Genomic DNA, 24,753 nt, shown 5'->3' with positions numbered 1-24,753 from the left:
GCCGGGGTCAGCCCTTCACGGCGCCGGTGAGCATGCCCTTCTTGAAGTGCCGCTGGACGAAGGGCGAGAGGACCGCCACCGGCAGCAGCGCCATCACCATGACGGCCATCTGGACGGCCAGCGGCGACAGTTGGCCGGTGTTGATCTGCGTGGCGAGTCCGACCGGGCGTTCCTGCCTCTGCACCAGCTGGATCATGACGTTCTGCAGCGGCATCATGTCCTGGTCGGTCAGGTAGATGGAGGCGTTGAACCAGGCGCTCCAGTAACCGACGGCGTAGAACAGCGAGATCACCGCGAGGACCGCGCGGGACAGCGGCATCACGATCTGCCACAGGATGCGCCAGTCGCCGGCGCCGTCGATGCGGGCACTGTCGATCAGTTCGGGCGAGATGCCCATGAAGAACGCGCGCAGCACCAGGATGTTGAAGACGCTGACCGCGCTGGGCAGGATCAGCGCGAGATAGGTGTCGGTGAGGCCGAGCGCCTGCACGAGCAGATAGGTGGGAATGAGTCCGGCGCCGAAGAACATCGTGGCGAGCAGCAGCAGCAACAGCCAGCGGTGGCCGAGCGATCCGACGCGCGAGAGTCCGTAGGCGCACAGGACCGAGACCGCCATGCTGAACAGGGTGCCGGCCAGGGTCACTCCCACGCTGACGAGCGCGGCGCGCTGCACCTGGCCGCCGGTGAGCAGTTCCTTGTAGGCGACGAGGGTGACGCTCTTGGGGATGACCACGAGACCGCCCGCCGCGTCGATGGTCTTCTTCGACTGGAGGCTGGTGACGACGACGATCCAGAGCGGGAAGAGGATCGCGAGGGCGGCCAGGGTGAGGGTGAGCCCCTTGCCCGCGAGGCCGGCCTTCGACGGCTCCTCCTCCCAGGGCGGCCGGGGCGGCGCCGCCCAGCGGCCGGGCCCCTCGCGCGGTTCGTACGTCACGGCGGTCATTTCTCGTACACCCCCTGCTCGCCCATGAGATGGGCGACCTTGTTGGCGGTCAGGACGAGCCCCAGGCCGACGACACCCTTGACCAGTCCGGCGGCGGCCGCGTAGCCGAAGTCCTGATTGCGGATGCCGTTCCACCACACGTAGGTGTCGAGGACCTCGGAGGCGCCGGGGCCCACCGAGTCGCGCTGGAGGAGGAGTTGCTCGAAGCCGACGGTGAGCGCGTCTCCGACGCGGAGCACCAGGAGCAGGGCGATCACCGGGCGCAGGGCGGGCAGGGTGATGTGCCACATCCGGCGCCGGCGTCCGGCCCCGTCCATGGCGGCGGCCTCGTACAGGTCGGGCGAGACGGACGACAGGGCCGCGAGGAAGACGATGATGCCCCAGCCCGCGTCCTTCCAGACGCCCTCGGCCGTCACCAGGAACTTGAAGATCCCCGGGTCGGTCATCAGGTCGATGCCCTGGTGACCGTGTTGGCGCAGGGTCTGCGCGATGATGCCCGCCCCGCCGAAGATCTGCTGGAAGACGGTGACGACGAGGACCCAGGAGAAGAAGTGCGGGAGGTACATGACCGCCTGGGCGACCGCCCGGACCCGGGGCCTGACCACGCTGTTGATGAGCAGCGCGAGGCCGACCGGGATCGGGAAGTACAGCACGAGCTGGAGGAAGAACAGCACGAAGGTGTTCTGCAACGCGTGCCAGAAGCCCGAGTCCGCGAAGATCCGCCGGAAGTTCTCCAGGCCGGTCCAGGGGCTCTGGAACATCGCGACGAAGCCGTTGTCGCTCAGGTAGGGGTCGTAGTCCTGGAAGGCGACGATGTTGCCGAGGACGGGTACGTAGTTGAAGAGGAGGACCAGCGCGATCGCCGGGAGGGTCATCAGGATCAGGGTGCGGTCGCGTCCGAACCGCAGCCGGAAGCCCAGCTTTCCGGCGCCCTGTCCGGCGCTCCTCCGTGCCCGCCGGCCGGCGGCGCCGGACGGCGGACTCCCGTCCGGGCTCCGCTTGCCCGCCTTGGCCCCGGCCCTGCTCCGAGGCACCGTGCTGTGCGACACGGCCTTCTCCTCGCCTCAGCCCTGGCTCACTTGGCCGCGGAGCCGTTGTCGTCGAGCAGCTTCTTGTACCAGGCGCGCAGGTCGTCGCCGCCCTTCTGCTTCCAGTCCGCGACGGCCTGCTGCATGTCACTGATCTTCTTGCGGCCGCGGACGATGTCGTCCTCCAGTTGCTCGAAGTCGTTGGCGAGGTTGGTCCACCGGCTGGGCTCGGTGATGGTCAGGCCGTAGAAGGAGGACTTCTTGGTGAAGGCGCCCATGCGCTGCTGCCACTCGACCTGGAGCTTGGCGATCTCCGGCAGATCGGGGTGGGCGAGGTAGGCGGCCGGGTCGCCGGTGTAGTCGTAGGCGCCGTTGACCTCGTTGGTGCCCTTGGTGGTCTTGGTGGGCAGGCCGTTCTCGACCGTGTAGTCGGTGCCCTCGACGCCGTACACCGTCAGCATGTACTCCTTGGTGCCGTACGGGGCCGCGCAGTAGTCGGCGAGCGCCAGGAAGTCCTTGATCTGCTGCTTGGACGCCTTCTTGCTGACGAAGGTGAAGATGCCCGCGGGCTGGGTCGCCCAGAGCGTGGGGTTGCCGCCGTCGGGGCCGAAGATGTCGAACGCGCCCATCTCGAAGTCCGTCTTCTGGGTGCGCTGTTCGGCCGTCTTGCCGTACCAGTAGGACAGGTCGCCGTTGAAGACGAGGGACTGGCCGGCGCCGAAGCGGTTGGACGCGTCGCCCTTGACGGCCTTGGCGTCGGGGTGGACGACGCCCGCCTCGTACAGCTTGCGCGTCCACTCCAGGGCTTCGAGGTACTCGGCGGTCTCGATCCGGTTGACCAGCTTGCCGTCCCGCAGGTCCCACCACAGCGCCTTGTCGCTGCCGTTGAGGACGCCGTAGATGTTGAAGGCGGTCCACTTGAGGTCGTCGCAGGCCCACACCTTCGCCTTGGCGTCCGTGGCCTCCTTCGCCCAGGACAGGAACTCGTCGGGCGACTTGGGCAGGGTCCAGCCCTTCTTGGCGAAGACGTCCTTGCGGTAGAAGGCCGCGATGTTGGTGACGTACGAGGCGGGCATCGGGATCGCGCGCAGCAGGCCGCCGAAGATGGAGCGCTGCCAGGCGTCGGTCGGTACGGCGGCGAGGTTCGGGTAGTCCTTGACCTTGTCGCCCGACAGGTAGGGGCCGAGGTCGGCGAACTTGGCGTTGATGGCGGTCGGTATCTTGCCGTTCAGGTTCCAGCCCGGGACGACGACCACGTCGGGGATGTCGCTGGAGGCGAGGATGGCGCCCAGTTTCTCGTCGTAGGTGTTGCCGTCCTGGTTCTGCCAGGTCGCCTTGATGCCGATGGCCTCGTTCATGGCCGTGTAGTACGCGTTGTCGTCGGCCGGCGGGGTGCCCCAGAACGGCGACATGATCTTCAGGTCGCTGCCTCCGCCCAGCTTCCCCGGGACGGACGCCTTCAGAGTCTTGAGGTCGATCGCCCGTGTGAAGCCCGCGGCCGATCCGTTCTTCGACGGGATGTCGGGTGTCACGACGCTCGACGCCACGAACGCCGGAAGGATCTTCCGCGCGTCCTTGCCCGAGGTGGTGCCGTCCTTGTTGCCGTCCTGTCCGCCTCCGCAGGCGGCGAGCAGGGGCATTCCGCCGGCCACGGCGGCCGCTGCGACCGCCGTGGAGGCGAGGAAGCTTCTCCGGCTGGGGGCGGAGGTGGCGGAGTTCGGCGTCATTGCGTCAACCCTTCATGGCGCACAGCAGGACACCCGGCGGTGGAGCCGTCGGCTGCGGTGTCTTGAGTGGATCTGCCTGAGCTGAAGCGGTCCTCGGAGGACTGCGCCCTCCAAGGAGGGAAGCCCATCAATCGAAGCGCTTCGATGTTGCTGCGAGGTTAAGTGAACGCCTGAGGGTGCACAAGGGTCGATCCCAAGATTCCTCGGAGGCGTCGCACAACAGCGCGTCACCTTGCCGCAGTTGACCTCTCTGGCGGGAAACGGAGGTGTCGCGCCCGGGTGTCTTGACACCTGCCCTCTGCTCGATCGAGCATCGAAGCGCTTCGAAAGTACTTCCTCGCTCCACGCAAAGGGATCACCACGTGACCGCAGAGACGCCACCCGTGCCGCCGTTCCGTGACGCGAGCCTGCCGTTCGCGAAGCGCATCGACGACCTGCTGGCGCGGCTCACCCTCGACGAACGGATCGCGTTCCTGCACCAGTTCGCGCCCGCCGTCGAGCGGCTCGGAGTGCGCGCCTTCCGCACCGGCCAGGAGGCACTGCACGGGGTCGCCTGGATGGGTCCGGCGACGGTGTTCCCCCAGGCCGTCGGGCTCGGCGCCACCTGGAACGAGGATCTCGCGCACCGGATCGGGGAGGCCGTCTCGTCGGAGGTCCGCGCGATGAGCGTCCGCGACGACCGTGTGGGCCTCAACGTCTGGTCCCCGACGGTGAACCTGCTCCGCCACCCGCTGTGGGGCCGCAACGAGGAGGGCTACTCGGAGGATCCGGCGCTCACCTCCGCCATCGCCACCGCGTACACCCGCGGGCTGCGCGGCGACCACCCGGTCTACTGGCGCACGGCACCGGTCCTCAAGCACTGGCTCGCGCACAACAACGAGACGAGCAGGGACACCTCGTCCTCGTCCGTCCGCCCGCGCGTGCTGCACGAGTACGATCTGCGCGCATTCCGCGACACCGTCCTGGCGGGCGCCGTCGCCGGGGTGATGCCCGCGTACAACCTGGTCAACGGGCGCCCCAACCACGTCTCGCCGTATCTGCGCGAGCACCTGCGGGCCTGGACCGACCAGGAACTGCTGGTCTGCTCGGACGCGGGCGCGCCCTCCAATCTGGTCGACTCCGAGCACTACTTCGGCACCCACGAGGAGGCCACCGCGGCCGCGCTCCTCGCCGGCGTCGACAGCTTCACCGACCACGGCACGGACGGCTCGCGGATCGCCGGACGCGTCCGGGGCGCCCTGCAGCGGGGCCTGCTGACCGAGGCCGACATCGACAGCGCGGTCCGCCGCCAGCTCGCCGTGCGCTTCCGGCTGGGCGAGTTCGACCCGGACCTGGACCCGTACGCCGGAACAGGCGCATTCGACACGCCCGCCCACCGCGCGCTCGCCCGGGAAGCCGCGGAGCAGGCGATCGTCCTGCTCAAGAACGACGGCATGCTGCCGCTTCGCCCCGGCGTCCGGATCGCCGTCGTCGGCCTGCTCGCCGACGAGTGCAAGCTCGACTGGTACAGCGGCACGCTCATCCACCGCGCGACCCCGCTGGAGGGCCTGTACGAGCGGTTCGGCGCCGAGCGGGTGGACTTCGCCGAGGGCGTGGACCGCGTACGTCTGCGGACGTCGTCCGGCGGGTACCTGGCGGTGCCCACCGCCCATGACACGCCGGAGGGGGCGCGCGGCGCAGAGGGCGCCCTCGACCCGGCGCTGCTCGCGGGCCGTACGGATCTGCCCCCGCTGACCGCCGACGCCGCCGGCACCGAACTGGCGCTGGTCGACTGGGGCGAGGGGACCCTCACCCTGCGCGCGCCCGACGGCCGGTATCTCTCCGTCGCCGAGGACGGCTTCGTCCGTGCCTCCGCCGACCAGCCGGGCGGCTGGGTCGTCCAGGAGACCTTCCGGCTGGAACCCTCCGCATCCCATGAGAACGGCCACCTCCTGAAGCACCTGGGGACGGGCAGGTACGTCTGTGTCGCCGCCGACGGCGTGAAGGTTGCCGACGACGACCCCGGGAACGCCGAGATCTTCGGGCTGGAGTTCGGCGAGCGCGGCGAGGACGCGGTGGCCCGCGCCGCCGCCTCGGCCGACGTGGTCCTCGTCGTCGCGGGCAACGACCCGCACATCAACGGCCGCGAGACCGAGGACCGTACGACGCTGCGGCTGCCCGCCCATCAGGAACGGCTGCTGCGGGCCGCCCGCGCGGCGAACCCGGACACGGTGCTGGCCCTGGTCTGCGCCTACCCGTACGCGCTCGACCACGCCGATCTGCCCGCCGTGCTGTGGACCGCGCACGGCGGCCAGGCGGCCGGCACCGCGCTGGCCCGCGTCCTCGCCGGGGACGTCTCCCCCGCGGGCCGCCTCCCGCAGACCTGGTACGCCACGGACGACGACCTGCCCGGTCTGCTCGACTACGACGTGATCGGCGGCCGGCAGACCTACCTCTACTTCGAGGGGACCGCACTGTTCCCCTTCGGGCACGGCCTGTCCTACGCCTCGTTCGCCTACACGGATCTGCGGGTCCGCAGGGAAGCCGCGGCCCTGACCGTCTCCTGCACCGTGACGAACACCGCGACCATGACCGCCGACGAGGTCGTCCAGCTCTACACCCGGGCGGTCGCCCCGTCCGTCCCCCGCCCGCGCCGCGAACTGGCGGCGCACCGGCGGGTCCGGCTCGCTCCGGGCACCTCGACGGCCGTCACCTTCGAACTCCCGCTCACCGCGCTGGAGTTCTGGGACGTGGCGCAGGGCCGTCGACGCCTGGAACCGGGCGCGTACGAGCTGCTGGTCGGTGCCTCCAGCGAGGACATCCGGCTCGGCGCAGCCGTCGAACTCGACGGCGAGCCGGGCGCGTTCCGCCCGGTCCGCGAACACGGCCTGGACGCGGCCGACTTCGACGAGCAGCGCGGCACCGAGATCGTCGACCGCACGCGGAAGGCGGGCGACGCGGTGACCCCGGCGGACGGCGGCACGGGCGAACTCCTGTACCGGCTGTGCGACTTCGAAACGGGCGTCGCCGGTGTCGTGATCGAGGTGGCGGGCGAGGGCACTGTCGAGGTCTCACTGGACGGCAAGCCGGTCACCGAAGTCACGCCGGACGGCAGATCGGCCACCGAAGTCACGCTGAGCGGAACGCGGGGGCCCTACGACTACCGCACCCTCACCGCGGCGTTCACCGCCGCCGGCGTGCACGACGTCCGCCTCGGACTGCACGGGCCCGTCCGGCTCGCGCACGTCGGCTTCTCCGGCTGAGGGTCCGGAGGAGCCGGCACAGGGGTCCGGCACCGGAAGGCATCGGCGCCGGGCCCCTCCTCTGGCGACCTTAGCTGAAAACGATTGTCACTAGACATGTCGTTTTCGGTCACGTCCCGACAGGCGGACGGCCGGAGCCCGTGGGTATCCCTGGGCTCTTCCAGGAACACCCGGCCGTGCACCTGCCGCGAACGTTCGGCAATCCCGCCCGACCGGGATTTTGCCTCTCTCGGGCCATGCGCTAATGTGATCTTCAGCAGATCGGTGGAGGTCACGCCGGTTCGCGATGCGTTGGTGGTCCAAGGAAAGATGTCCCGCTTCCTGCGGGGAGATGCAGGTGCAAGGCCTGCCCGGCGCTCTGTGAAGACCCTGTCCCGCGTTGTCCGGGGCAGGGTCTTTTTTTGTCCGGTCCGGCTCACACGGGCCGATATCGGTGGGACGACGGGTCCGTACGGGCCGGGTGAGCAAGCGTGAGCGCGGCGACCGTGGCACTCTCGCACGGCGCGATCCTGGCCGGACGCGCCATTGATGTAGTGGCGTTCGCCCCGGCCTGCCGGCCGTCCTTGCCGGCGCCGTGCTGTCGCTCACCGGCTGCGGGTCCAGCGAGCCCAGCCCCGGCGACGTGGCACACGACCAGGCCCAAGCCAACTTCGATCTCGACCCGGACGAGCTGGTCGACCTGTCGTGCACGACGGTGCGCGCCCCCTCAAGGACGACGACGATTCGAGGACGACGACAAGTGGCGCGATCCGAGCGTCTACGCACGTCAGAACCCTGGATACGCCGACGGCCGGAGCCCCCGCACAGTGGGCTCCGGCCGTCGGCTTCGGTCAGGTCTTCGTCAGAGGGCGAGACCCGTCAGCACCAGCACTCGCTCGTACGTGTAGTCGTCCATCGCGAACTTGACGCCCTCGCGTCCGACACCGGACTGCTTCGCGCCGCCGTACGGCATCTGGTCGGCGCGGTAGGACGGCACGTCGCCGATCACGACGCCGCCCACCTCCAGGGCGCGGTGCGCGCGGAACGCGGTCTGCAGGTCGTGCGTGAACACGCCTGTCTGGAGGCCGTACTTGGAGCTGTTGGCGGCGGCGAAGGCCGCGGCCTCACCTTCCACCTTCTGCACGGTGAGGACCGGTCCGAAGACCTCCTCGCAGGAGATCGTGACATCGGCCGGCACGTCGGCGAGGACGGTCGGCGCGTAGGAGGCGCCCTCGCGCTTGCCACCGGTGAGCAGCGTGGCGCCGGCCGCGACGGCCTCGTCCACCCACGACTCGACGCGCTCGGCGGCGGCCTCGCTGACCAGCGGGCCGACGTCCGTGGCGTCGTCGGACGGGTCGCCGGTGACCTGGGCCTCGACGGCGGCGACGATGCGCGGCAGCAGCCGCTCGTACACCGCCGCGTCCGCGATCACGCGCTGCACCGAGATGCAGGACTGGCCGCCCTGGTAGTTGGAGAAGGTCGCGATCCGGGTCGCGGCCCAGTCCAGGTCCGCGTCGCTCGCGAAGTCGGCGAGGACGACGGCCGCGCCGTTGCCGCCCAGTTCCAGGGTGCAGTGCTTGCGCGGCACCGAGTCCATGATCGCGTAACCGACCGTCTCGGAACCGGTGAAGGAGATGACCGGAAGACGCTCGTCCTGGACCAGGGCGGGCATCTTGTCGTTGGCGACCGGCAGGATGCTCCAGGAACCGGCCGGGAGGTCGGTCTCGGCCAGCAGGTCACCGATGATCAGGCCGGACAGCGGGGTCGCGGGCGCCGGCTTCAGGATGATCGGGGCACCCGCGGCGATGGCCGGCGCAACCTTGTGGGCGCACAGGTTCAGCGGGAAGTTGAAGGGCGCGATACCGAGGACGACACCCTTGGGGAAGCGGCGCGTGAGGGCGAGCCGGCCCTGACCGCCCAGGTCGGTGTCGAGGCGCTGTGCCTCGCCGCCGTTGAAGCGGCGGGCCTCCTCCGCGGCGAACCGGAACACGGACACCGCACGGCCGACCTCGCCGCGGGCCCACTTGATCGGCTTGCCGTTCTCGGCGGAGATGAGCCGCGCGATCTCCTCGGTGCGCTCGGCCAGACGGCGCGAGACGTGGTCGAGGGCGGCGGCACGTACGTGGGCCGGGGTGGCGGCGAACTCGTCGCGCACGGCGTGGGCGGCGGCCACGGCCTCCTCGACCTGGGCCTCGGTGGGCACGCTGACCTGGCCGACGAGGCGGCCGTCCCACGGCGAGGTGACGTCGAACGTGGTCTCACCGGTGGCCTGGCGGCCGGCGAGCCAGAAGGCGTGGGTGGCCCCCACGATTTCTTCCTGGGGCATGTGCGAGTCCCGGCCCTTCCATATTCAGGGTGACGATTGGGGGGTGACGATTGGGGGGTGGAGACGGGGGTGTTTCTGGTGGTACTGCGCTTTCCCGTCCACGGTAGGGCCGGGAGCACCACCGGCGGATTGTCCGGCGCGTAACAGTCGGAGGGCGGGGTACGCCGGTTTGGCCTGATCGCCCGAGTCCTTCGGCAATCCCGCCACTGCGCCTCGGACGAGCTCATGCCCGAGCCTGCTGCCGTCGTCGGCGCCGGAGTCGGTTCACTCGCCCGTCGGCGGCGGCGGAGTCGGTTCACTCGCCCGTCGCGGCCGTCGTCTTCAGGGCCAGCCAGAGTTCCATCCGGACGTCGGGATCGTCCAGCGATCGTCCGAGGATCTCCTCGACCCTGCGCATCCGGTAGCGCAGGGTGTGACGGTGGACGCCCAGGTCGGCGGCCGCCGCGTCCCACTGGCCGTGGCGCGACAGCCACGCCCGCAGCGAGGCGACCAGGTCCCCGCGCCCGGTTGCGTCATGATCGTGAAGCGCCCGCAGGAGCCCGTCCGCGAACGCCCGCACCGCGTCGTCCGCGAGCAGCGGCAGAACGGAACCGGCCGCCAGCTCCTCGTGCTCGACGAGGAACCGGCCCCGCCGCCGGGCGACGGACAGGGCCTGTTCAGCCTGTTTGTAGGCGGCGCGGGCGGCGATCGGACCGGCGGGGGCCGACAGCCCGACGACGAGTTCGTCCTCGTCGCCGGTGGCCCCGGCGGGCTGCTCGCGCGGGACGGCCCGCGCCGACTCCAGCACCACGGCGTAGTCCCCGCAGGCGGCGACCGCGGCGCCGCCGTCCACGGCGAGGACGACCAGCCGCTCCCCGTCGGGCACGACGAGCGCGGACTCCCCGGAACGCGCGGCGGCGGATTCGACCACCTCGGCGAGGCCGCCCAGCGGATCGCCGTTGACGTCCGGCACGGCGACGGCCGTCTTGGCGGGCGCGGCGGCGCCCACGCGCGCGTGCCCTTCGGCGTGCGCCCGCCCGGCCGACGCGGACACCGACTCGGCGATGATTAGCCGGAAGGGCGCGTCGAGCAGCTCGCCGTACAGGTCCCCGGCGACGGCCCGCGCGTGGTCGGACTCCCCCGCGAGCAGCATCCCCAGCACGGCCGCGCCGATCCGCTGCTCGGCGGCGTGCAGTGACCGCGAGCGTTCCGTGGTGAGCGTCAGCAGGGCGATCGCCGAGTGCACGGCGTAGCGCTCGGCGGTGCCGAGGGCTCCGGCGGTCCCGACGGCGAGCGCGGCGCGCGGCCTGCGGCCCGTGCCGAGGGAGTGCAGTTCGACGCGGTCCTCCCCGCCCACCACCGAGCTCGCGGGCGCGGGCCGCTCGCGCAGCCGCTCCACGTCCGGGGTGAGCCGCGCGGCGCGGCGCCCCGCCCAGTCCGGCGCGGTGGCGACGACGGCACCGGAGGCGTCGTAGAGCGCCGCCCACCCGTCGACCTGTCCGGCGAGCGCTCCGAGCAATCCTTCCGGTCCGTCGTTCAGCGCCTGTTTGGTGAGTTCGCGCTGTGCGGCGAACCCGGCGGTGACGGCCCGGTACTGATCCGCGGCGATGGCGGCGGACACGGCCTTGCTGATGGCGAGGAAGGGGGTGCGCCGGGGTACTTCGAGGAGCGGCAGCCCCTCCTCCTCGGCCGCGTCGACGAGCGCCTTCGGGATCTCGTCGTAGTTGACCCCGACGGCGAAGCCGATCCCGACGACTCCGGCGCCGGCCAGCCGCTTCACGTAGCGCCGCATGACGTCGGGGTCGTCCGCGTCCAGTTTGAGCGCGGTGATCAGCAGCAGCTCCCCGCCCTCCATGTACGGCACGGGGTCGGCGAGCTCGCTGACATGTGCCCAGCGGACCGGCACGTCCAGGCGGTCCTCGCCCGCACGCACCGTGAGCTTGAGCGCGGAGTGGTGGACGAGCGAGGCGAGCGTGGGGGGCATGAGGCCTTCAGGTCTGTGTGATCTCTGCGATCTCTGTGATCATTTGGCCGCAGCGTATGAACGGCCTGTGTCGATTCTGCCTCACCGTACGGTCGCCGCGTGCGTTCCTGTCCATACGTCCTGGTCAGCGGATCCGTATATCCATGCGCCCGCTTCGATACGCCATACGTGGTGCGGGTCAGCCGCGCAGGTCCACCAGCAGTGGCGGGGCGTGTTCGCCGGTGACACTGGTCAGTGACAGCACCGCGTGTCCCGGCGGCACCGCGTGGGCCAGTTCGGACGCGGACCAGCGCTCCCGCTCGACCTGACGCACGGTGACGGCGTCCGTGGTCACCGCCCTGCCCGTCACGAGCTTGCGCAGGGCGTGAATCGCCCGGGTCATGGGCTGGTCGGCGAAGACGGTGTGCTGGGCCACGTCACGCGTCTCCACCCACTCGGTTCCCCAGGCGGCCGTGAACCTGCCACCGTCCCAGGTCGTGACCCCGGACAGGGCCATACGGCAGCCGACCGCACCGTACAGCGGTCCGTGCAGGGGTTCCGGGACGTCGGCGACGGTGCGCAGCGCGAGCACCACGCCCGCGTTCAGCGAGCGCAGCCGCTGCGTCCGGTGCAGGGACTCGGCGGTCACCACGCCGGTGGCGTCGTCGAGGACCAGCCCGGCGAAGTGCGCCCTGCCTGTGTCGCGGACGACGGCGGTGAACTGGGCCAGGACGAGTCGGGTGATCAGCCGGGACGCCTCCTCGTGACCGTGCTCGGGCAGGTCGATGCGGACGCGTAGGGGGTGGTGGGCCACCGCGCGCAGCGAGAAGGGGCGGATCGTGTCATCGCCCGCGCCGAAGAAGTCGGCGAAGGCCGGACGGTCCAGCAGGGCGAGCCGGTCGGCGAGAGCCGGGGCCGGGTCGGCGGGGGCGCCGGTCTGCCGCAGCCGGGCGTCGAGTTCCCTGCGCATCGCCAGGTGCCGTTCGTCGGCCAGCGCCTCGCGCAGGTCCGCCAGCGCCACGCGCTCCCCCTCGAGCAGCTCCCGCAGGACGGGCAGGGAAGGAAACGCGCCGTATGCCGCCCGGTACGGGCCGAGCAGCTGGGCGAGCGCGGTCGCGGCCCGCTGGACGCCCATGGTGTCGAGGTCGCCGGCCAGGGCTTCGGCGAGGAAGGCGGCAGCCTCGTCGGGGTCGTCGGACTCGGCGTAGGGGTCCAGGTCGTGGACGGATGCCGGGTTGCCGATGCGTACCACGACGTCGAAGGCGGAGTCCGGGGCGAGTGCCGTCCCGGCGGCGCAGACGGCGACGACCGCGCACCGGCCGGTCAGCGCCTGGAGAGCGAGGGACTCGACCACGGGTGCGATCACATGCCGGGTCTTGCCGGACCCCGACGGTCCGACGACAAGGAGTGACGTGCCGAGCGTCTCCGTCCCGAGGGCCGCGCCCACACCCCCGTAGGCGAGCGGCGTACGGTCACCGCCCGCCCACCGGCCGATGCGCACCTGTCCCGCGAGCAGGTCGTGCCGGGCCCCGCGGCCGGGCAGGTCACGGGCGCCGGAGGGATGGACGAGCGCGGCGGCGCCCTGGCGCCGCACGGCGTCGGCGAAGGCGGCGATCCGTGCCGGGCTCCGGGCCTGCGTCCAGGCGTGCGCGACCCGGGCGCAGTCCACGTCGTTCATCCGGCCGGCGAGCACCTCGGCGGTGAGGATGTCCGCCGCCTCGTGCTGGCCGGCCGCGCGCAGTTCGGGCCAGCGCGCCCGGGGCTCGTCGGGGGCCGGCTGCGGGGAGCGCTCGTCCTTCCCGCGGTCGCGCGCGGCGAGCCAGGTCCTGGCAAGCGGCCACCAGCCGCCGACGCGGGCGAAGGGCCAGGTGAAGAGCAGGACCAAGGCGGTGTAGACGCCGTACACGAACAGCAGTGAGCTGAAGAGGCTGGTACTACCCGAAATGGCGTACGTGAGGGAGAAGATCGGATCGACGATCGGAGCGGGATCCCAGCCGACTCCGGGGAACGCGCTCGGGAAGACGAAGCTGAGGGTCAAGAGGGCCGCGAGGAGTGCCAGCAGGGCACGTGCGGGCTGCCGCCTGCGCTCGAAGTAGTAGCGGCAGGCCTGTGGCCAGCTGCCCAGTCGGCTCATGGCGAACCCGAGCACAACGAAGAAGATGCCGTTGTAGGCCACCAGGGCGTCCGCGCCACGCCCGGCTTCCTTGGGAGCGACGAGCGAACCGCCGTACCACCAGTCGTCGGGGGTGAAAAGCCGCAGGAGCGTCCACTGGTACGGGATGACGCCCCGCTTCCAGAAGGACCACACGATCATCCCTACGACCAGGGGGATGACCAGGCCGATGACGGCGACCGGTGAGAGTTTCCCGCGGGCCCGCGCGGCCTTCGGCAGGCTGTATCCGTAGCGCCAGATGCCCGGTCGGACTTCCGGGCGCGGCTCGTTGAGCCAGTCGGCGACCGCCGGACGGGGCTGCTGCGGCAGGTACGCGGGGCGCGCCGGCACGTCCGGTGGCCCCGCCGGCGGTGGCACGGGATTCGCCTGCGTACCCCGCGCGTCCTGGGTTCCGTAGCCGTCCATCGCCCTTGCCCCCTGACCAGCCGCTCCGTGCACCACCAGCGAGTCAATCTAACGCCCCAGCCAGGGGAGTTCACCCTCATCCGGCCGGGTCGGCGGTGAAGCCCCGACGCCCCGCCCTATCCACGACGGACAAACGCGGCTGCCGAAAACACCCACATGGAGCATGCCAGCCTCCCCTCCCCCGCCCTAGCCTGCGAGAAAAGAAGGCAAGCGTCCGAAACCCCCCGCCCGGACCGCCCCGCGTTCGCCGGGGACCGTCCGATTCGCAAGATCATCAGGGAGCCCCCCATGACCGCACTTCCGCAGGAGCGCCGCGTCGTCACCGCCATCCCCGGCCCGAAGTCGCAGGAGCTGCAGGCCCGGCGCACCGCCGTGGTCGCGGCCGGTGTGGGGTCGGTGCTCCCTGTCTTCACCACGCGCGCCGGCGGCGGGATCATCGAGGACGTCGACGGCAACCGCCTCATCGACTTCGGCTCCGGCATCGCCGTGACGTCGGTCGGCGCCAGCGCCGAGGCCGTCGTACGCCGGGCCTCCGCCCAGCTCCAGGACTTCACCCACACCTGTTTCATGGTCACGCCGTACGAGGGCTACGTCGCCGTCGCCGAGGCGCTCGCCGAGCTGACCCCGGGCGATCACGCCAAGAAGTCCGCGCTGTTCAACTCGGGCGCCGAGGCCGTCGAGAACGCGGTCAAGATCGCCCGCGCGTACACCAAGCGCCAGGCCGTCGTCGTCTTCGACCACGGTTACCACGGCCGTACGAACCTCACGATGGCGCTGACCGCCAAGAACATGCCGTACAAGAACGGCTTCGGCCCGTTCGCGCCCGAGGTCTACCGCGTGCCGGTGGCCTACGGCTACCGCTGGCTGACGGGCCCGCAGAACGCCGGTGCCGAGGCGTCCGCCCAGGCCATCGACATGATCAACAAGCAGATCGGGGCCGACAACGTCGCCGCGATCATCATCGAGCCGCTGCTCGGCGAGGGCGGCTTCATCGAGCCCGCGAAGGGCTTCCTGCCGGCCATCAGCCAGTTCGCCAAGGACAACGGCATCGTCTTCGTCGCGGACGAGATCCAGTCCGGCTTCTGCCGCACCGGCCAGTGGTTCGCCTGCGAGGACGAGGGCATCGTCCCGGACCTGATCACCACCGCCAAGGGCATCGCGGGCGGTCTGCCGCTCGCCGCCGTGACGGGCCGCGCCGAGATCATGGACGCCGCGCACTCCGGTGGCCTGGGCGGCACCTACGGCGGCAACCCGGTGGCCTGCGCCGGTGCGCTCGGCGCGATCGAGACGATGAAGGAGCTCGACCTCAACGCCAAGGCGAAGCACATCGAGTCGGTCATGAAGACCCGCCTCGGCGCCATGGCCGAGAAGTTCGACATCATCGGCGAGGTCCGCGGGCGTGGCGCCATGATCGCCATCGAGCTGGTCAAGGACCCCGCCACCAAGGAGCCGAACCCGGAGGCGGCCGGCGCGCTCGCCAAGGCCTGCCACCAGGAGGGCCTGCTGGTCCTGACCTGTGGCACCTACGGCAACGTCCTCCGCTTCCTGCCGCCGCTGGTCATCGGCGAGGACCTCCTGAACGAGGGCCTCGACATCATCGAGCAGGCCTTCTCGCGCATCTGACGACGCGGACGCCCCCGCAGCACCACCGCAGCACCGGAACCCCGGACCCGCCCACGCGGATTCCGCCGGGGTTTCGGTGCTGCGGCGTTCCCGTGGGGGCGTGTGAAGAAGGTGTGCGAGGTACATGGCGGGACGCGGATCCGCCTGTCGGAGCCGCACCCCCTGCCGTAGGTTCTAAGCGGATCAGGGATACACCCGCCCGCAGGGGACTGCGGGCTGTACCGGGCCGAGGCTTCCCCGGCTTCGCCCTGGTCGTGCCCTCGCGCACACACCCGGAGCTTGCGGCTCCGGTTCTCCTCACCGATCGGACGGCCGCCCGCCCCAAACCCCCCGGGGCGCGCGGTATCCGGTCCGGACGGCCGCCTCGGAACCACCCCCCCCTTGTTCCGGGGCGGCCGACCCTCCTTCTTCCTTCCCCTCCCTCCGCCGGGCCCGTTCTTCAGCCCGATGCCGCAGGAGGGTGGTGCCGCGCCGGCGTCCGGCAATGGCAGGCTGTCCCCATGCCCCGCACGCCCCTCCTGTTCGGCCTGCCCGCCCTCTGCTTCGTGTTCATCACCTGGCAGGTCGTGGCGGGCGGCCCGCTCGTGGGCCTGGACGAGGGGCTGAGCGGCGCCCTCGTCCACCCGAGCCGGTTCTCCGAGCTGCTCGCCGACCTGGGCAGCGTCCAGGTGGCGGTTCCGGTCCTCGCGCTGGCGCTGGTCCACGTCGCCCTGCGGGGCCGCGCCACCGGTCTGTACCGATGGTGGCTGCCCCCGGCCGCCGCCGCGGTCCTGATGGCCCTCGTGCCCGCGGTGATCGTGCCCTTGAAGGAACTCGTCTCCCGGCCGGGCCCCCCGGTCATGGGACCCGGCACCGGCTTCTATCCCTCGGGCCACACCGCCACCGCCGCCGTCGCGTACGGCGCGGCGACCGTGCTCCTCCTCCCGCTGCTCCGCACCGCGGGCGCCCGTGGCGCACTGCTGTGCGTGTGTGCGGCCCTGAACACGGGCGTGGCGTTCGGCCTGGTCCGGCGCGGCTACCACTGGCCACTGGACGTGGTGGCCAGTTGGTGCCTCTGCGCCGTCCTGCTGTCCTGCCTGTGGCTCCTCGTCAGCCGAAGTACGCGTCGAAGTTCCGCGAGAACTCCCAGCCTCCGAAGCGGTCCCAGTTGACCGACCAGGTCATCAGGCCGCGCAGGCCCGGCCAGGTGCCGTGGGTCGCGTACGAGCCGCAGTTGGTCTTCTTCGTGAGGCAGTCGAGCGTCTTGGTGACCTCGGCCGGGGCCACGTAGCCGTTGCCGGCGTTGGTGGTGGCGGGCATGCCGATGGCTATCTGGTCGGGGCGCAGCGGCGGGAAGACGTTGTTCACGTCGCCCGCGACCGGGAAGCCGGTCAGGAGCATGTCGGTCATCGCGATGTGAAAGTCGGCGCCGCCCATGGAGTGGTACTGGTTGTCGAGGCCCATGACCGAGCCGGAGTTGTAGTCCTGGACGTGCAGGAGGGTCAGGTCGTCGCGCAGGGCGTGGATCACCGGGAGGTAGGCGCCGGCGCGGGGGTCCTGTCCGCCCCACTTGCCGGTCCCGTAGTACTGGTACCCGAGCTGGACGAAGAACGTCTCCGGGGCCATGCTCAGGACGAACTTCGAGCCGTACTTGGCCTTCAGGGTCTTCAGGGCCGAGATGAGGTTGACGATCACCGGGGTGGTCGGGCTCTTGAAGTTCGTGTCGCTCGCGTCCAGGGAGAGCGAGTGGCCCTCGAAATCGATGTCCAGGCCGTCCAGGCCGTAGGTGTCGATGATCTTCGAGACCGAGGAGACGAACGTGTCGCGGGCGGCCGTGGTGGTGAGCTGGACCTGGCCGTTCTGGCCGCCGATCGAGATCAGCACCTTTTTGCCGGCCGCCTGCTTGGCCTTGATCGCGGCCTTGAAGTCGGCGTCGCTCTCCACCGTGGGGCACTCGGTGACCGGGCAGCGGTTGAAGCGGATGTCACCCGAGGTGGCGGAGGTCGGCTCGCCGAAGGCCAGGTCGATGACGTCCCAGCTGTCGGGCACGTCGGCCATGCGCGTGTAGCCGGCGCCGTTGGCGAAACTCGCGTGGAGGTAGCCGACGAGGGCGTGGGTGGGCAGGTCGGAGGAGCCTCCGCCGCCCCCGCCGGAGCCCGCCGAGGTGGTCGCGGTGACCGTGGCCGACTTCGCCGACTCGCCCGCGGCGTTCGTCGCCGCGACCTGGAAGGAGTACGCGGTCGAGGCCGACAGACCGCTCACGGTCGCCGAGGTGCCGGTGGCCGTCTGGACCTTCACTCCGTCGCGGTACACGGAGTAGCCGGTCGCACCGGTGACCGCCGTCCAGGACAGGGCGACCGCCGAGGAGGTGACCGTGCCGACCGTCAGTCCGGTGGGCGCGGCCGGCGGCTGCCCGGCGTCGACCCCGGGGCCGGTCAGCGAGACGTCGTCGGCGTAGTAGGTGCCGGTGCCGTACCAGCCGTGCGTGTAGATCGTGACCTGGGTGGTGGCGGCGCCGGTGCGGAAGGTGGTGCTCAGCTGCTGCCAGTCGGCGGCGGACGGGGTCCAGGTACTGACGTCGGTCGTGCCGGTGCCGGTCGCGCCGAGGTAGACGTAACTGCCGCGGACGTAGCCGGAGAGGGTGTACTGCGCGTCGGGCTTCACGGTCACGGTCTGCGAGCACTGTGCGTAGTCGCTGCCGGCCGGGGTCGCCATCAGAGCCGAACCACCGCTCCGCACAGGCGAATTGACGGTGCTCGCCGCCGTGCAGGTCCAGCCGGCCAGACCCGACTCGAATCCGCCGTTCCTGGCGAGGTCCGCGTCGGCCGCACGGGCGGCGGACGAGAGCGCGACCAGGCCGGGTACGGCCAGGACGGTGGCCGTACACACGGCGAGCAGCCTTCGGCGACCGCGCGCGAACGGTCTGTTGTGTCTGATGGGGTCCACGACTGCCTCCGGGCATGGGGGAGTTGGAGGATGGGGCGCGCCCAACTTGGTCCAGACCAATTCGGTTGTCAAGTCCTCCGGCAGGCAACGGAGTTCGGCCGGTCGCCGGGCCGGGGTCCTCACCGCCGCCTGTCCTCGTTCCCGGCGAGGCTCGCCGCGGCCTCGTGCATGGCCAGTTCGAGCAGTGCCGGGTCGGTGAGCGTGCCCGAGCCGTCCGGCGGGACCAGCCAGCGGATACCGCCGGTAGACCGCCCGGGGTACGGCACCACGATCCAGGTGCCGTGGCCCGCCGTGCGCACCCCCGTGCCGAGCCATCGGGCCGCGGTGCCCGTCGGCACGAAGAAGCCCATCCGGGCGTCGCCGAAGTCGACGAGCACCGGTCCGGGCTGGTCGATCACCCGGGTCAGCACGTCGAGGGTCGGATAGCCGAGCCCGGCCGGCAGAATGAGGACGTCCCAGGCCCTTCCCGCGGGCAGCAGCGCGATCCCGCGGGGATTGCGCTCCCACTCCCAGCGGCAGGCCTCGGGATCCGGAGCCACGGATGTCAGCCACTCGACCGCCGCCTTGGGCCCTGTCATGACGGAACCTCCCTCTCGTGTCGACGCTGTGCGCGTCACAGAGGAGAGGGAGGTCAGGGCCGGTCATTACGCGGGTTCCGGCCACGAGTTGACACGAATAAAGGCGCCCGGCCGACGTAGGGCGTGCGCCGGTGGAGTACGCCCGGCCGACCTAGGGCGGGCGGGCGCGGGTGGAGTACGTCCGGTCACGCGCGCCGGTGGATCGCCTGCGGGGCCCTCGCCCTCAGCTGTCGAAGCCGAGGCCCAGCTTGTCCATCGTCTTCAGCCACAGGTTGCGCCGGCCGCCGTGCGTGTCCGCCCGCGCCAGCGACCACTTGGTGAGCGCGATGCCGGTCCAGGCGAACGGCTCGGGCGGGAACGGCAGCGGCTTCCTGCGGACCATCTCCAGTTCGGTGCGTTCGGTGCGCTCCCCCGCCAGCAGGTCGAGCATCACCTCCGCCCCGAACCGGGTGGCGCCCACACCGAGGCCCGTGTAGCCGGCCGCGTACGCGACCTTGCCCTGGTGGGCGCTGCCGAAGAACGCCGAGAACCGGGAGCAGGTGTCGATCGCGCCGCCCCAGGCGTGCGAGAAGCGGACGCCCTCCAACTGCGGGAAGCACGTGAAGAAGTGCCCGGCGAGCTTCGCGTACGTCTCGGGGCGGTCGTCGTGCTCGGCGTTCATCCGGCCGCCGTAGGGGTAGATCGCGTCGTAGCCGCCCCACAGGATCCGGTTGTCGGCGGACAGCCGGAAGTAGTGGAACTGGTTGGCCGAGTCGCCGAGGCCCTGCCGGTTCTTCCAGCCGATGGACGCCAGCTGGTCGGCGGTGAGCGGCTCGGTCATCAGCGCGTAGTCGTAGACCGGGACGGTGTACGAGCGGACGCGCTTGACCAGGTTCGGGAAGATGTTGGTGCCGAGGGCGACCCGGCGGGCCCGGACCGAGCCGTAGGGCGTGCGGACGGCCATGCCGGCGCCGGACGGCTTCAGGGTGAGGGCGGGCGTGTGCTCGTACACCCGCACCCCGAGCTCCACGCACGCCCGCTTCAGACCCCAGGCCAGCTTGGCCGGGTGGAGCATCGCGACACCGCGACGGTCGTGCAGCCCGGCCAGGAAGGTCGGGGAGTCGACCTGCTCCCGTACGGCCTCGGTGTCGAGGAACTCGATGCCCTCGGCGAGGCCCGCGCGCTCCAGCTCCTGGTGCCAGTCGCGCAGTTCGGCCGCCTGGTGCGGCTCGGTGGCGACGTCGATCTCGCCGCTGCGCTCGAAGTCGCAGTCGAGGGAGTAGCGGGCGACGGCCGCCTCGATCTCGTCGAGGTTGCGGGCGCCCAGCTTCTCCAGCTTCCCGATCTCGTCCGGCCAGCGGGTGAGCCCGTTGGACAGACCATGGGTGAGGGACGCGGCACAGAAGCCGCCGTTGCGGCCCGAGGCGGCCCAGCCCACCTCGCGGCCCTCCACCAGGACGACATCCCGCCCGGGATCGCGCTCCTTGGCGATCAGAGCGGTCCACAGTCCGCTGTAGCCGCCGCCCACGACGAGCAGGTCGCAGGTCTCGGCGCCGGTGAGCGCGGGCTCGGGGCGGGGTCTGCCGGGGTCGTCCAGCCAGTACGGGACCGGCTGGGCGTCGGAAAGGGATTTCGTCCACTGATTACCACTGGTCATGGCGCTTGGGGCCATGATTTCAACTCCCTACAAGGGTGACGAGCGTTATGCCTTTTGCCTGTTCCGGCGATTGCCCAGGACCATTCCGGCCAGGACGAGGAGTACGGCGACGAGGAACATGGCCGTACCGATGACATTGATCTGAACGGGTGTTCCGCGCTGTGCCGAACCCCAGACGAACATGGGGAACGTGACGGTGGAGCCCGCGTTGAAATTGGTGATGATGAAATCGTCGAAGGAGAGCGCGAAGGCGAGCAGCGCGCCCGCGGCGATTCCGGGGGCCGCGATGGGCAGGGTGACCCGCAGGAACGTCTGCGCCGGGCCGGCGTAGAGGTCCTGGGCGGCCTGTTCCAGCCGCGGGTCCATCGACATGACACGGGCCTTCACGGCCGTGACGACGAAGCTGAGGCAGAACATGATGTGGGCGATCAGGATCGTCCAGAAGCCCAGCTGGGCGCCCATGTTGAGGAACAGGGTGAGCAGCGAGGCGGCCATGACGACCTCGGGCATCGCCATCGGCAGGAAGATCAGCGAGTTCACGGCGCCGCGTGCGCGGAAGCGGTAGCGGACGAGCGCGAAGGCGATCATCGTGCCGAGGGCGGTGGCCCCGATCGTCGCCCAGACGGCGATCTGGAGGCTGAGCCCGAGCGAGCCGCACATGTCGGCGACGCCGCACGGGTCCTTCCAGGCGTCCGTGGAGAACTGCTGCCACTCGTAATTGAAGCGCCCCTTCGGTTTGTTGAAGGAGAACACGGTGACGACGACGTTGGGCAGCAGCAGATAGGACAGCGTCAGCAGTCCCGCGATGACGACGAGATGGCGCTTGAGCCAGTTGACGAAGGGCATTTAGACCAGATCCTCCGTCCCGGACCGGCGGATGTAGACCGTGACCATGAGGAGAATCGCGGCCATGAGAATGAAGGAGAGCGCGGCAGCCGTCGGATAGTCCAGGATCCTCAGGAACTGGGTCTGGATGACGTTGCCGATCATGCGGGTGTCGGTCGAACCGAGGAGTTCGGCGTTGACGTAGTCGCCGGCCGCCGGGATGAAGGTCAGCAGCGTTCCGGAGACCACGCCCGGCATCGACAGCGGGAAGGTGACCTTGCGGAAGGTCGTCCAGGGCCTGGCGTACAGGTCGCCCGCGGCCTCGTGGAGCCGGCCGTCGATCCGCTCCAGCGAGGTGTAGAGCGGCAGGATCATGAACGGCAGGAAGTTGTACGTCAGACCGCACACCACGGCCAGTGGTGTCGCGAGGACGCGGTCGCCCGCGGTCCAGCCGAGCCAGTCCGTGACGCTCAGGACGTGCAACGAGTTCAGCGCGTGCACGACCGGGCCGCCGTCGGCGAGGATCGTCTTCCAGGCCAGGGTGCGGATCAGGAAGCTGGTGAAGAAGGGCGCGATCACCAGGATCATGATCAGGTTGCGCCAGCGGCCCGCGCGGAAGGCGATCAGATAGGCCAGCGGGTAGCCGAGCAGCAGGCACAGGACCGTGGCGGCGGCCGCGTAGGAGACCGAGCGCAGGAACTGCGGCCAGTACTCGGCGAGCGAGTCCCAGTAGGTCGCGAAGTGCCAGGTGACCTTGTAGCCCTCCTCCAGGGAGCCCGTCTGCACGGACGTGGAGGCCTGGTAGATCATCGGCAGCGCGAAGAAGACGACCAGCCAGAGCAGGCCGGGCAGCAGCAGCCAGTACGGAGTCCACTTGCCGCGCTTGCGCGGCGGCTTCTTCTCGGGGATCGGCGTCACGGGTGGCGCCTCGGTGACGACGGCCATCAGGCGGCCTCCTCCTCGGCCGTGTCGACACCCGCGGAGCCCGCTGTCCCGGCAAGCAGGGACTGGGCGGCGTCGAGGCCGAAGGTGTGCGCCGGGCTCCAGTGCAGGACGACGTCCGCGCCGGGGACGAGCCGGGAGTCCCGGTCGATGTTCTGGGCGTAGACCTCGAACTCGGGGCAGACGGCGCTGTCGATGACGTACTGCGTGGAGACGCCGATGAAGCTGGAGTCGGCGATCTTGCCGGTGATCCGGTTGCGGCCGGCGGGTATCTCGCCCGCGTCGTCGGCGTGCGTGAGGGAGATCTTCTCCGGGCGGACCCCGACCAGGACCTTGCCGCCGGTCGTGGCGGTCGCGGAACAGCGCGCCTCGGGGAGCACCAGCTTGCCGCCGCCCGCCTTGAGCACGATGTCGCCGCCACTGCGGGAGTCGACCTCGGCCTCGATGAGGTTGGAGGTGCCGAGGAAGTTGGCGACGAAGGTGGTGTTCGGGTTCTCGTAGAGGTCGGCGGGCGCGCCGAGCTGCTCGACGCGGCCCGCGTTCATGACGGCGACGGTGTCGGCCATGGTCATGGCCTCTTCCTGGTCGTGCGTGACATGGACGAAGGTGATGCCGACCTCGGTCTGGATCCGCTTGAGCTCCAGCTGCATCTGGCGGCGCAGCTTGAGGTCGAGGGCGCCGAGGGGCTCGTCCAGGAGCAGCACCTTGGGGTGGTTGATCAGCGCACGGGCGACCGCGACGCGCTGCTGCTGGCCGCCGGAGAGCTGGTGCGGCTTCTTGCGCGCCTGCTCGCCGAGCTGGACGAGGTCGAGCATGTCCTCGACCTGCTTCTTCACCGACTTGATGCCGCGCCGGCGCAGGCCGAAGGCGACGTTCTCGAAGATGTCCAGGTGCGGGAAGAGGGCGTACGACTGGAAGACGGTGTTCACCGGCCGCTTGTACGGCGGCAGGTGCGTCACCTCCTGGTCGCCGAGGTGCACGGTGCCGGAGGAAGGTTCCTCCAGACCGGCGATCATGCGCAGGGTGGTGGTCTTGCCGCAGCCCGAGGCGCCGAGCAGGGCGAAGAAGGAGCCCTCTGGCACGGTCAGGTCGAGCGGTTGCACGGCGGTGAAGGAGCCGTAGGTCTTGCTGATCCCGGTGAGGCGTACGTCGCCGCTGTTCTCTGTCGTCATCATCGTCACGCCCCTGTGAGCTTCGCGAACTTCTCTTCGTAGGCGGTCTCTTCCTTCTGGCTCAGCGCGCGGAAGGAGTGGGACCTGGCCTGCATGGCCTTGTCGGGGACGATCAGCGGGTTGTTCGCCGCGTCCTGGTCGATCTTGGCAAGGTAGGGCTTCACGCCTTCGACCGGCGTCGCGTAGTTGATGTACGCGGCGAGCTCGGCGGCCTGCTGAGGCTCGTAGTAGAAGTCGATCAGCCGCTCGGCGTTCGTCTTGTGACGCGCCTTGTTGGGGACCAGCAGGTTGTCGGTCGACGTCAGGTAGCCGCTGTCGGGTATGACGAAGTCGACGTCCGGGCTGTCGTTCTTGAGCTGGACGATGTCGCCGGCCCAGGCGACACAGGCCGCGATGTCGCCCTTGGTGAGGTCGGACGTGTAGTCGTTGCCCGTGAAGCGGCGGATCTGGCCCTTGTCGACGGCCTTCTGGAGCCGGGCGATCGCCGCGTCGAAGTCGTCGTCGGTGAACTTCGCCGGGTCCTTGCCCATGTCGAGCAGGGTCATGCCCATGGTGTCGCGCATCTCGGACAGGAACGAGACGCGGCCCTTCAGCTTCGGGTTGTCGAGGAGGTCGGAGACCGACTTCACCTCGATCCCGTCGAGCGCCTTCTTGTTGAAGGCGACGATGGTGGGGATGCCCTGCCACGGGTACGAGTAGGCGCGTCCCGGGTCCCAGTCGGGGTTGCGGAACTGTGACGACAGGTTGGTGTAGGCGTGCGGCAGGTTGGACGGGTCGAGTTTCTGCACCCAGCCCAGGCGGATCACGCGCGCGGCCAGCCAGTCGGTGAGGACCATCAGGTCGCGGCCGGTGTCCTGGCCGGCGGCGAGCTGCGGCTTGATCTTGGCGAAGAACTCGTTGTTGTCGTTGATGTCCTCGGTGTACTTCACCGAGATTCCCGTCCGCTTGCGGAAGGTGTCCAGCGTCGGATGGTGCTTGCCGCTGTCGTCGAGGTCGATGTACTCGGTCCAGTTGGAGAAGTTGAGGGTCTTCTCCGTGGCCGAGTGGTCCTGGGCGGACGTGCCGCCCTGGGTCCTGCCCGCCGCGGGGATCCCGCAGGCGCTCAGCGCCCCGAGACCGCCGACGGCCAGCGCGCCGCCCGCCGAGGCGCGCAGCAGTGACCGGCGGGTGAGGGACGCCCTGCCGTTCCGGAAGCTGCGCCGCAGGGCGGCCAGTTGCACCGGGGACAGGCGTTCGGGCTCGTACTGCTCCATGCTCTGATGCCCTTTCGGAAGGGTCGCGGCCGTG

At 70.4% G+C, this 24,753-nt stretch carries 16 protein-coding genes; 3 read left to right on the top strand and 13 right to left on the bottom strand.

Going from position 1 to position 24,753, the window contains the following annotated elements; translation table 11 throughout:
• Positions 1-7: 7 nt before the first annotated feature.
• From ACFYW8_RS27875 to ACFYW8_RS27865, 3 genes are read right to left on the bottom strand one after another with little or no spacing between them, the layout of a single operon-like run.
• The gene (locus ACFYW8_RS27875) at positions 8-943 is read right to left on the bottom strand and encodes a carbohydrate ABC transporter permease (RefSeq protein ID WP_389081940.1); all 936 of its coding nucleotides are present in this window, start codon (positions 941-943) and stop codon (positions 8-10) included.
• Positions 940-1,992 carry an ABC transporter permease gene (locus ACFYW8_RS27870; RefSeq protein WP_389081936.1) on the bottom strand — a complete coding sequence of 351 codons (1,053 nt, stop codon included), beginning with the start codon at positions 1,990-1,992 and terminating at the stop codon, positions 940-942. Before ACFYW8_RS27870 ends, ACFYW8_RS27875 begins: the two co-directional genes overlap by 4 nt.
• A gap of 26 nt (positions 1,993-2,018) precedes the next feature.
• Positions 2,019-3,698, bottom strand: coding sequence for a Tat pathway signal sequence domain protein (locus tag ACFYW8_RS27865; RefSeq protein ID WP_389081932.1), 1,680 nt, complete (start codon positions 3,696-3,698; stop codon positions 2,019-2,021).
• 362 nt (positions 3,699-4,060) lie between these two features.
• Here ACFYW8_RS27865 and ACFYW8_RS27860 point away from each other — a divergent pair, with 362 nt between their 5' ends.
• Positions 4,061-6,940, top strand: a complete 2,880-nt coding sequence (locus ACFYW8_RS27860; protein WP_389081928.1) for a glycoside hydrolase family 3 C-terminal domain-containing protein — start codon at positions 4,061-4,063, stop codon at positions 6,938-6,940.
• Positions 6,941-7,781: 841 nt separating this feature from the next.
• Here ACFYW8_RS27860 and ACFYW8_RS27855 read toward each other — a convergent pair.
• The 3 genes from ACFYW8_RS27855 to ACFYW8_RS27845 all read right to left on the bottom strand — a co-directional run bounded on the left by ACFYW8_RS27855 (position 7,782) and on the right by ACFYW8_RS27845 (position 13,765).
• Positions 7,782-9,227, bottom strand: coding sequence for an aldehyde dehydrogenase family protein (locus ACFYW8_RS27855; protein WP_389082112.1), 1,446 nt, complete (start codon positions 9,225-9,227; stop codon positions 7,782-7,784).
• Between the two features lie 313 nt (positions 9,228-9,540).
• The gene (locus ACFYW8_RS27850) at positions 9,541-11,208 is read right to left on the bottom strand and encodes a PucR family transcriptional regulator (RefSeq protein WP_389081922.1); all 1,668 of its coding nucleotides are present in this window, start codon (positions 11,206-11,208) and stop codon (positions 9,541-9,543) included.
• Between the two features lie 178 nt (positions 11,209-11,386).
• Positions 11,387-13,765, bottom strand: coding sequence for an ATP/GTP-binding protein (locus tag ACFYW8_RS27845; RefSeq protein ID WP_389081917.1), 2,379 nt, complete (start codon positions 13,763-13,765; stop codon positions 11,387-11,389).
• Between the two features lie 288 nt (positions 13,766-14,053).
• Here ACFYW8_RS27845 and gabT point away from each other — a divergent pair, with 288 nt between their 5' ends.
• Positions 14,054-15,388, top strand: a complete 1,335-nt coding sequence (gene gabT, locus ACFYW8_RS27840) for a 4-aminobutyrate--2-oxoglutarate transaminase (RefSeq protein ID WP_365873370.1) — start codon at positions 14,054-14,056, stop codon at positions 15,386-15,388.
• A 500-nt stretch (positions 15,389-15,888) separates the two neighbouring features.
• On the top strand, positions 15,889-16,539 hold the full coding sequence (locus ACFYW8_RS27835) for a phosphatase PAP2 family protein (RefSeq protein WP_389081910.1): 651 nt from the start codon (positions 15,889-15,891) through the stop codon (positions 16,537-16,539).
• Here ACFYW8_RS27835 and ACFYW8_RS27830 read toward each other — a convergent pair.
• From ACFYW8_RS27830 to ACFYW8_RS27800, 7 genes are all read right to left on the bottom strand, one after another.
• A complete protein-coding gene (locus ACFYW8_RS27830; RefSeq protein ID WP_389081905.1) occupies positions 16,478-18,313 on the bottom strand; it encodes a chitinase in 1,836 nt (611 codons plus the stop codon). The two genes, ACFYW8_RS27835 and ACFYW8_RS27830, sit on opposite strands and share 62 nt — an antisense overlap.
• Before the next feature lie 119 nt (positions 18,314-18,432).
• Positions 18,433-18,891: a hypothetical protein gene (locus tag ACFYW8_RS27825; protein WP_389081900.1), complete on the bottom strand. Its 459-nt coding sequence runs from the start codon at positions 18,889-18,891 to the stop codon at positions 18,433-18,435.
• Positions 18,892-19,114: 223 nt separating this feature from the next.
• Positions 19,115-20,542 (bottom strand): NAD(P)/FAD-dependent oxidoreductase, encoded by a 1,428-nt coding sequence (locus tag ACFYW8_RS27820; protein ID WP_389081894.1) that lies wholly within the window; start codon positions 20,540-20,542, stop codon positions 19,115-19,117.
• A gap of 30 nt (positions 20,543-20,572) precedes the next feature.
• Positions 20,573-21,373, bottom strand: a complete 801-nt coding sequence (locus ACFYW8_RS27815; protein ID WP_365873358.1) for an ABC transporter permease — start codon at positions 21,371-21,373, stop codon at positions 20,573-20,575.
• The gene (locus ACFYW8_RS27810) at positions 21,374-22,297 is read right to left on the bottom strand and encodes an ABC transporter permease (protein ID WP_389081887.1); all 924 of its coding nucleotides are present in this window, start codon (positions 22,295-22,297) and stop codon (positions 21,374-21,376) included.
• Complete coding sequence (locus ACFYW8_RS27805) at positions 22,297-23,466, bottom strand: ABC transporter ATP-binding protein (RefSeq protein ID WP_389082107.1); 1,170 nt, start codon at positions 23,464-23,466, stop codon at positions 22,297-22,299. Before ACFYW8_RS27805 ends, ACFYW8_RS27810 begins: the two co-directional genes overlap by 1 nt.
• A gap of 5 nt (positions 23,467-23,471) precedes the next feature.
• Complete coding sequence (locus ACFYW8_RS27800) at positions 23,472-24,719, bottom strand: spermidine/putrescine ABC transporter substrate-binding protein (protein WP_389081882.1); 1,248 nt, start codon at positions 24,717-24,719, stop codon at positions 23,472-23,474.
• Positions 24,720-24,753: the final 34 nt, after the last annotated feature.

The sequence above is a fragment of the Streptomyces sp. NPDC002742 genome, assembly GCF_042888885.1.
Classification (GTDB): Bacteria; Actinomycetota; Actinomycetes; order Streptomycetales; family Streptomycetaceae; genus Streptomyces.
This window is presented reverse-complemented; position numbering and strand designations above follow the sequence as displayed.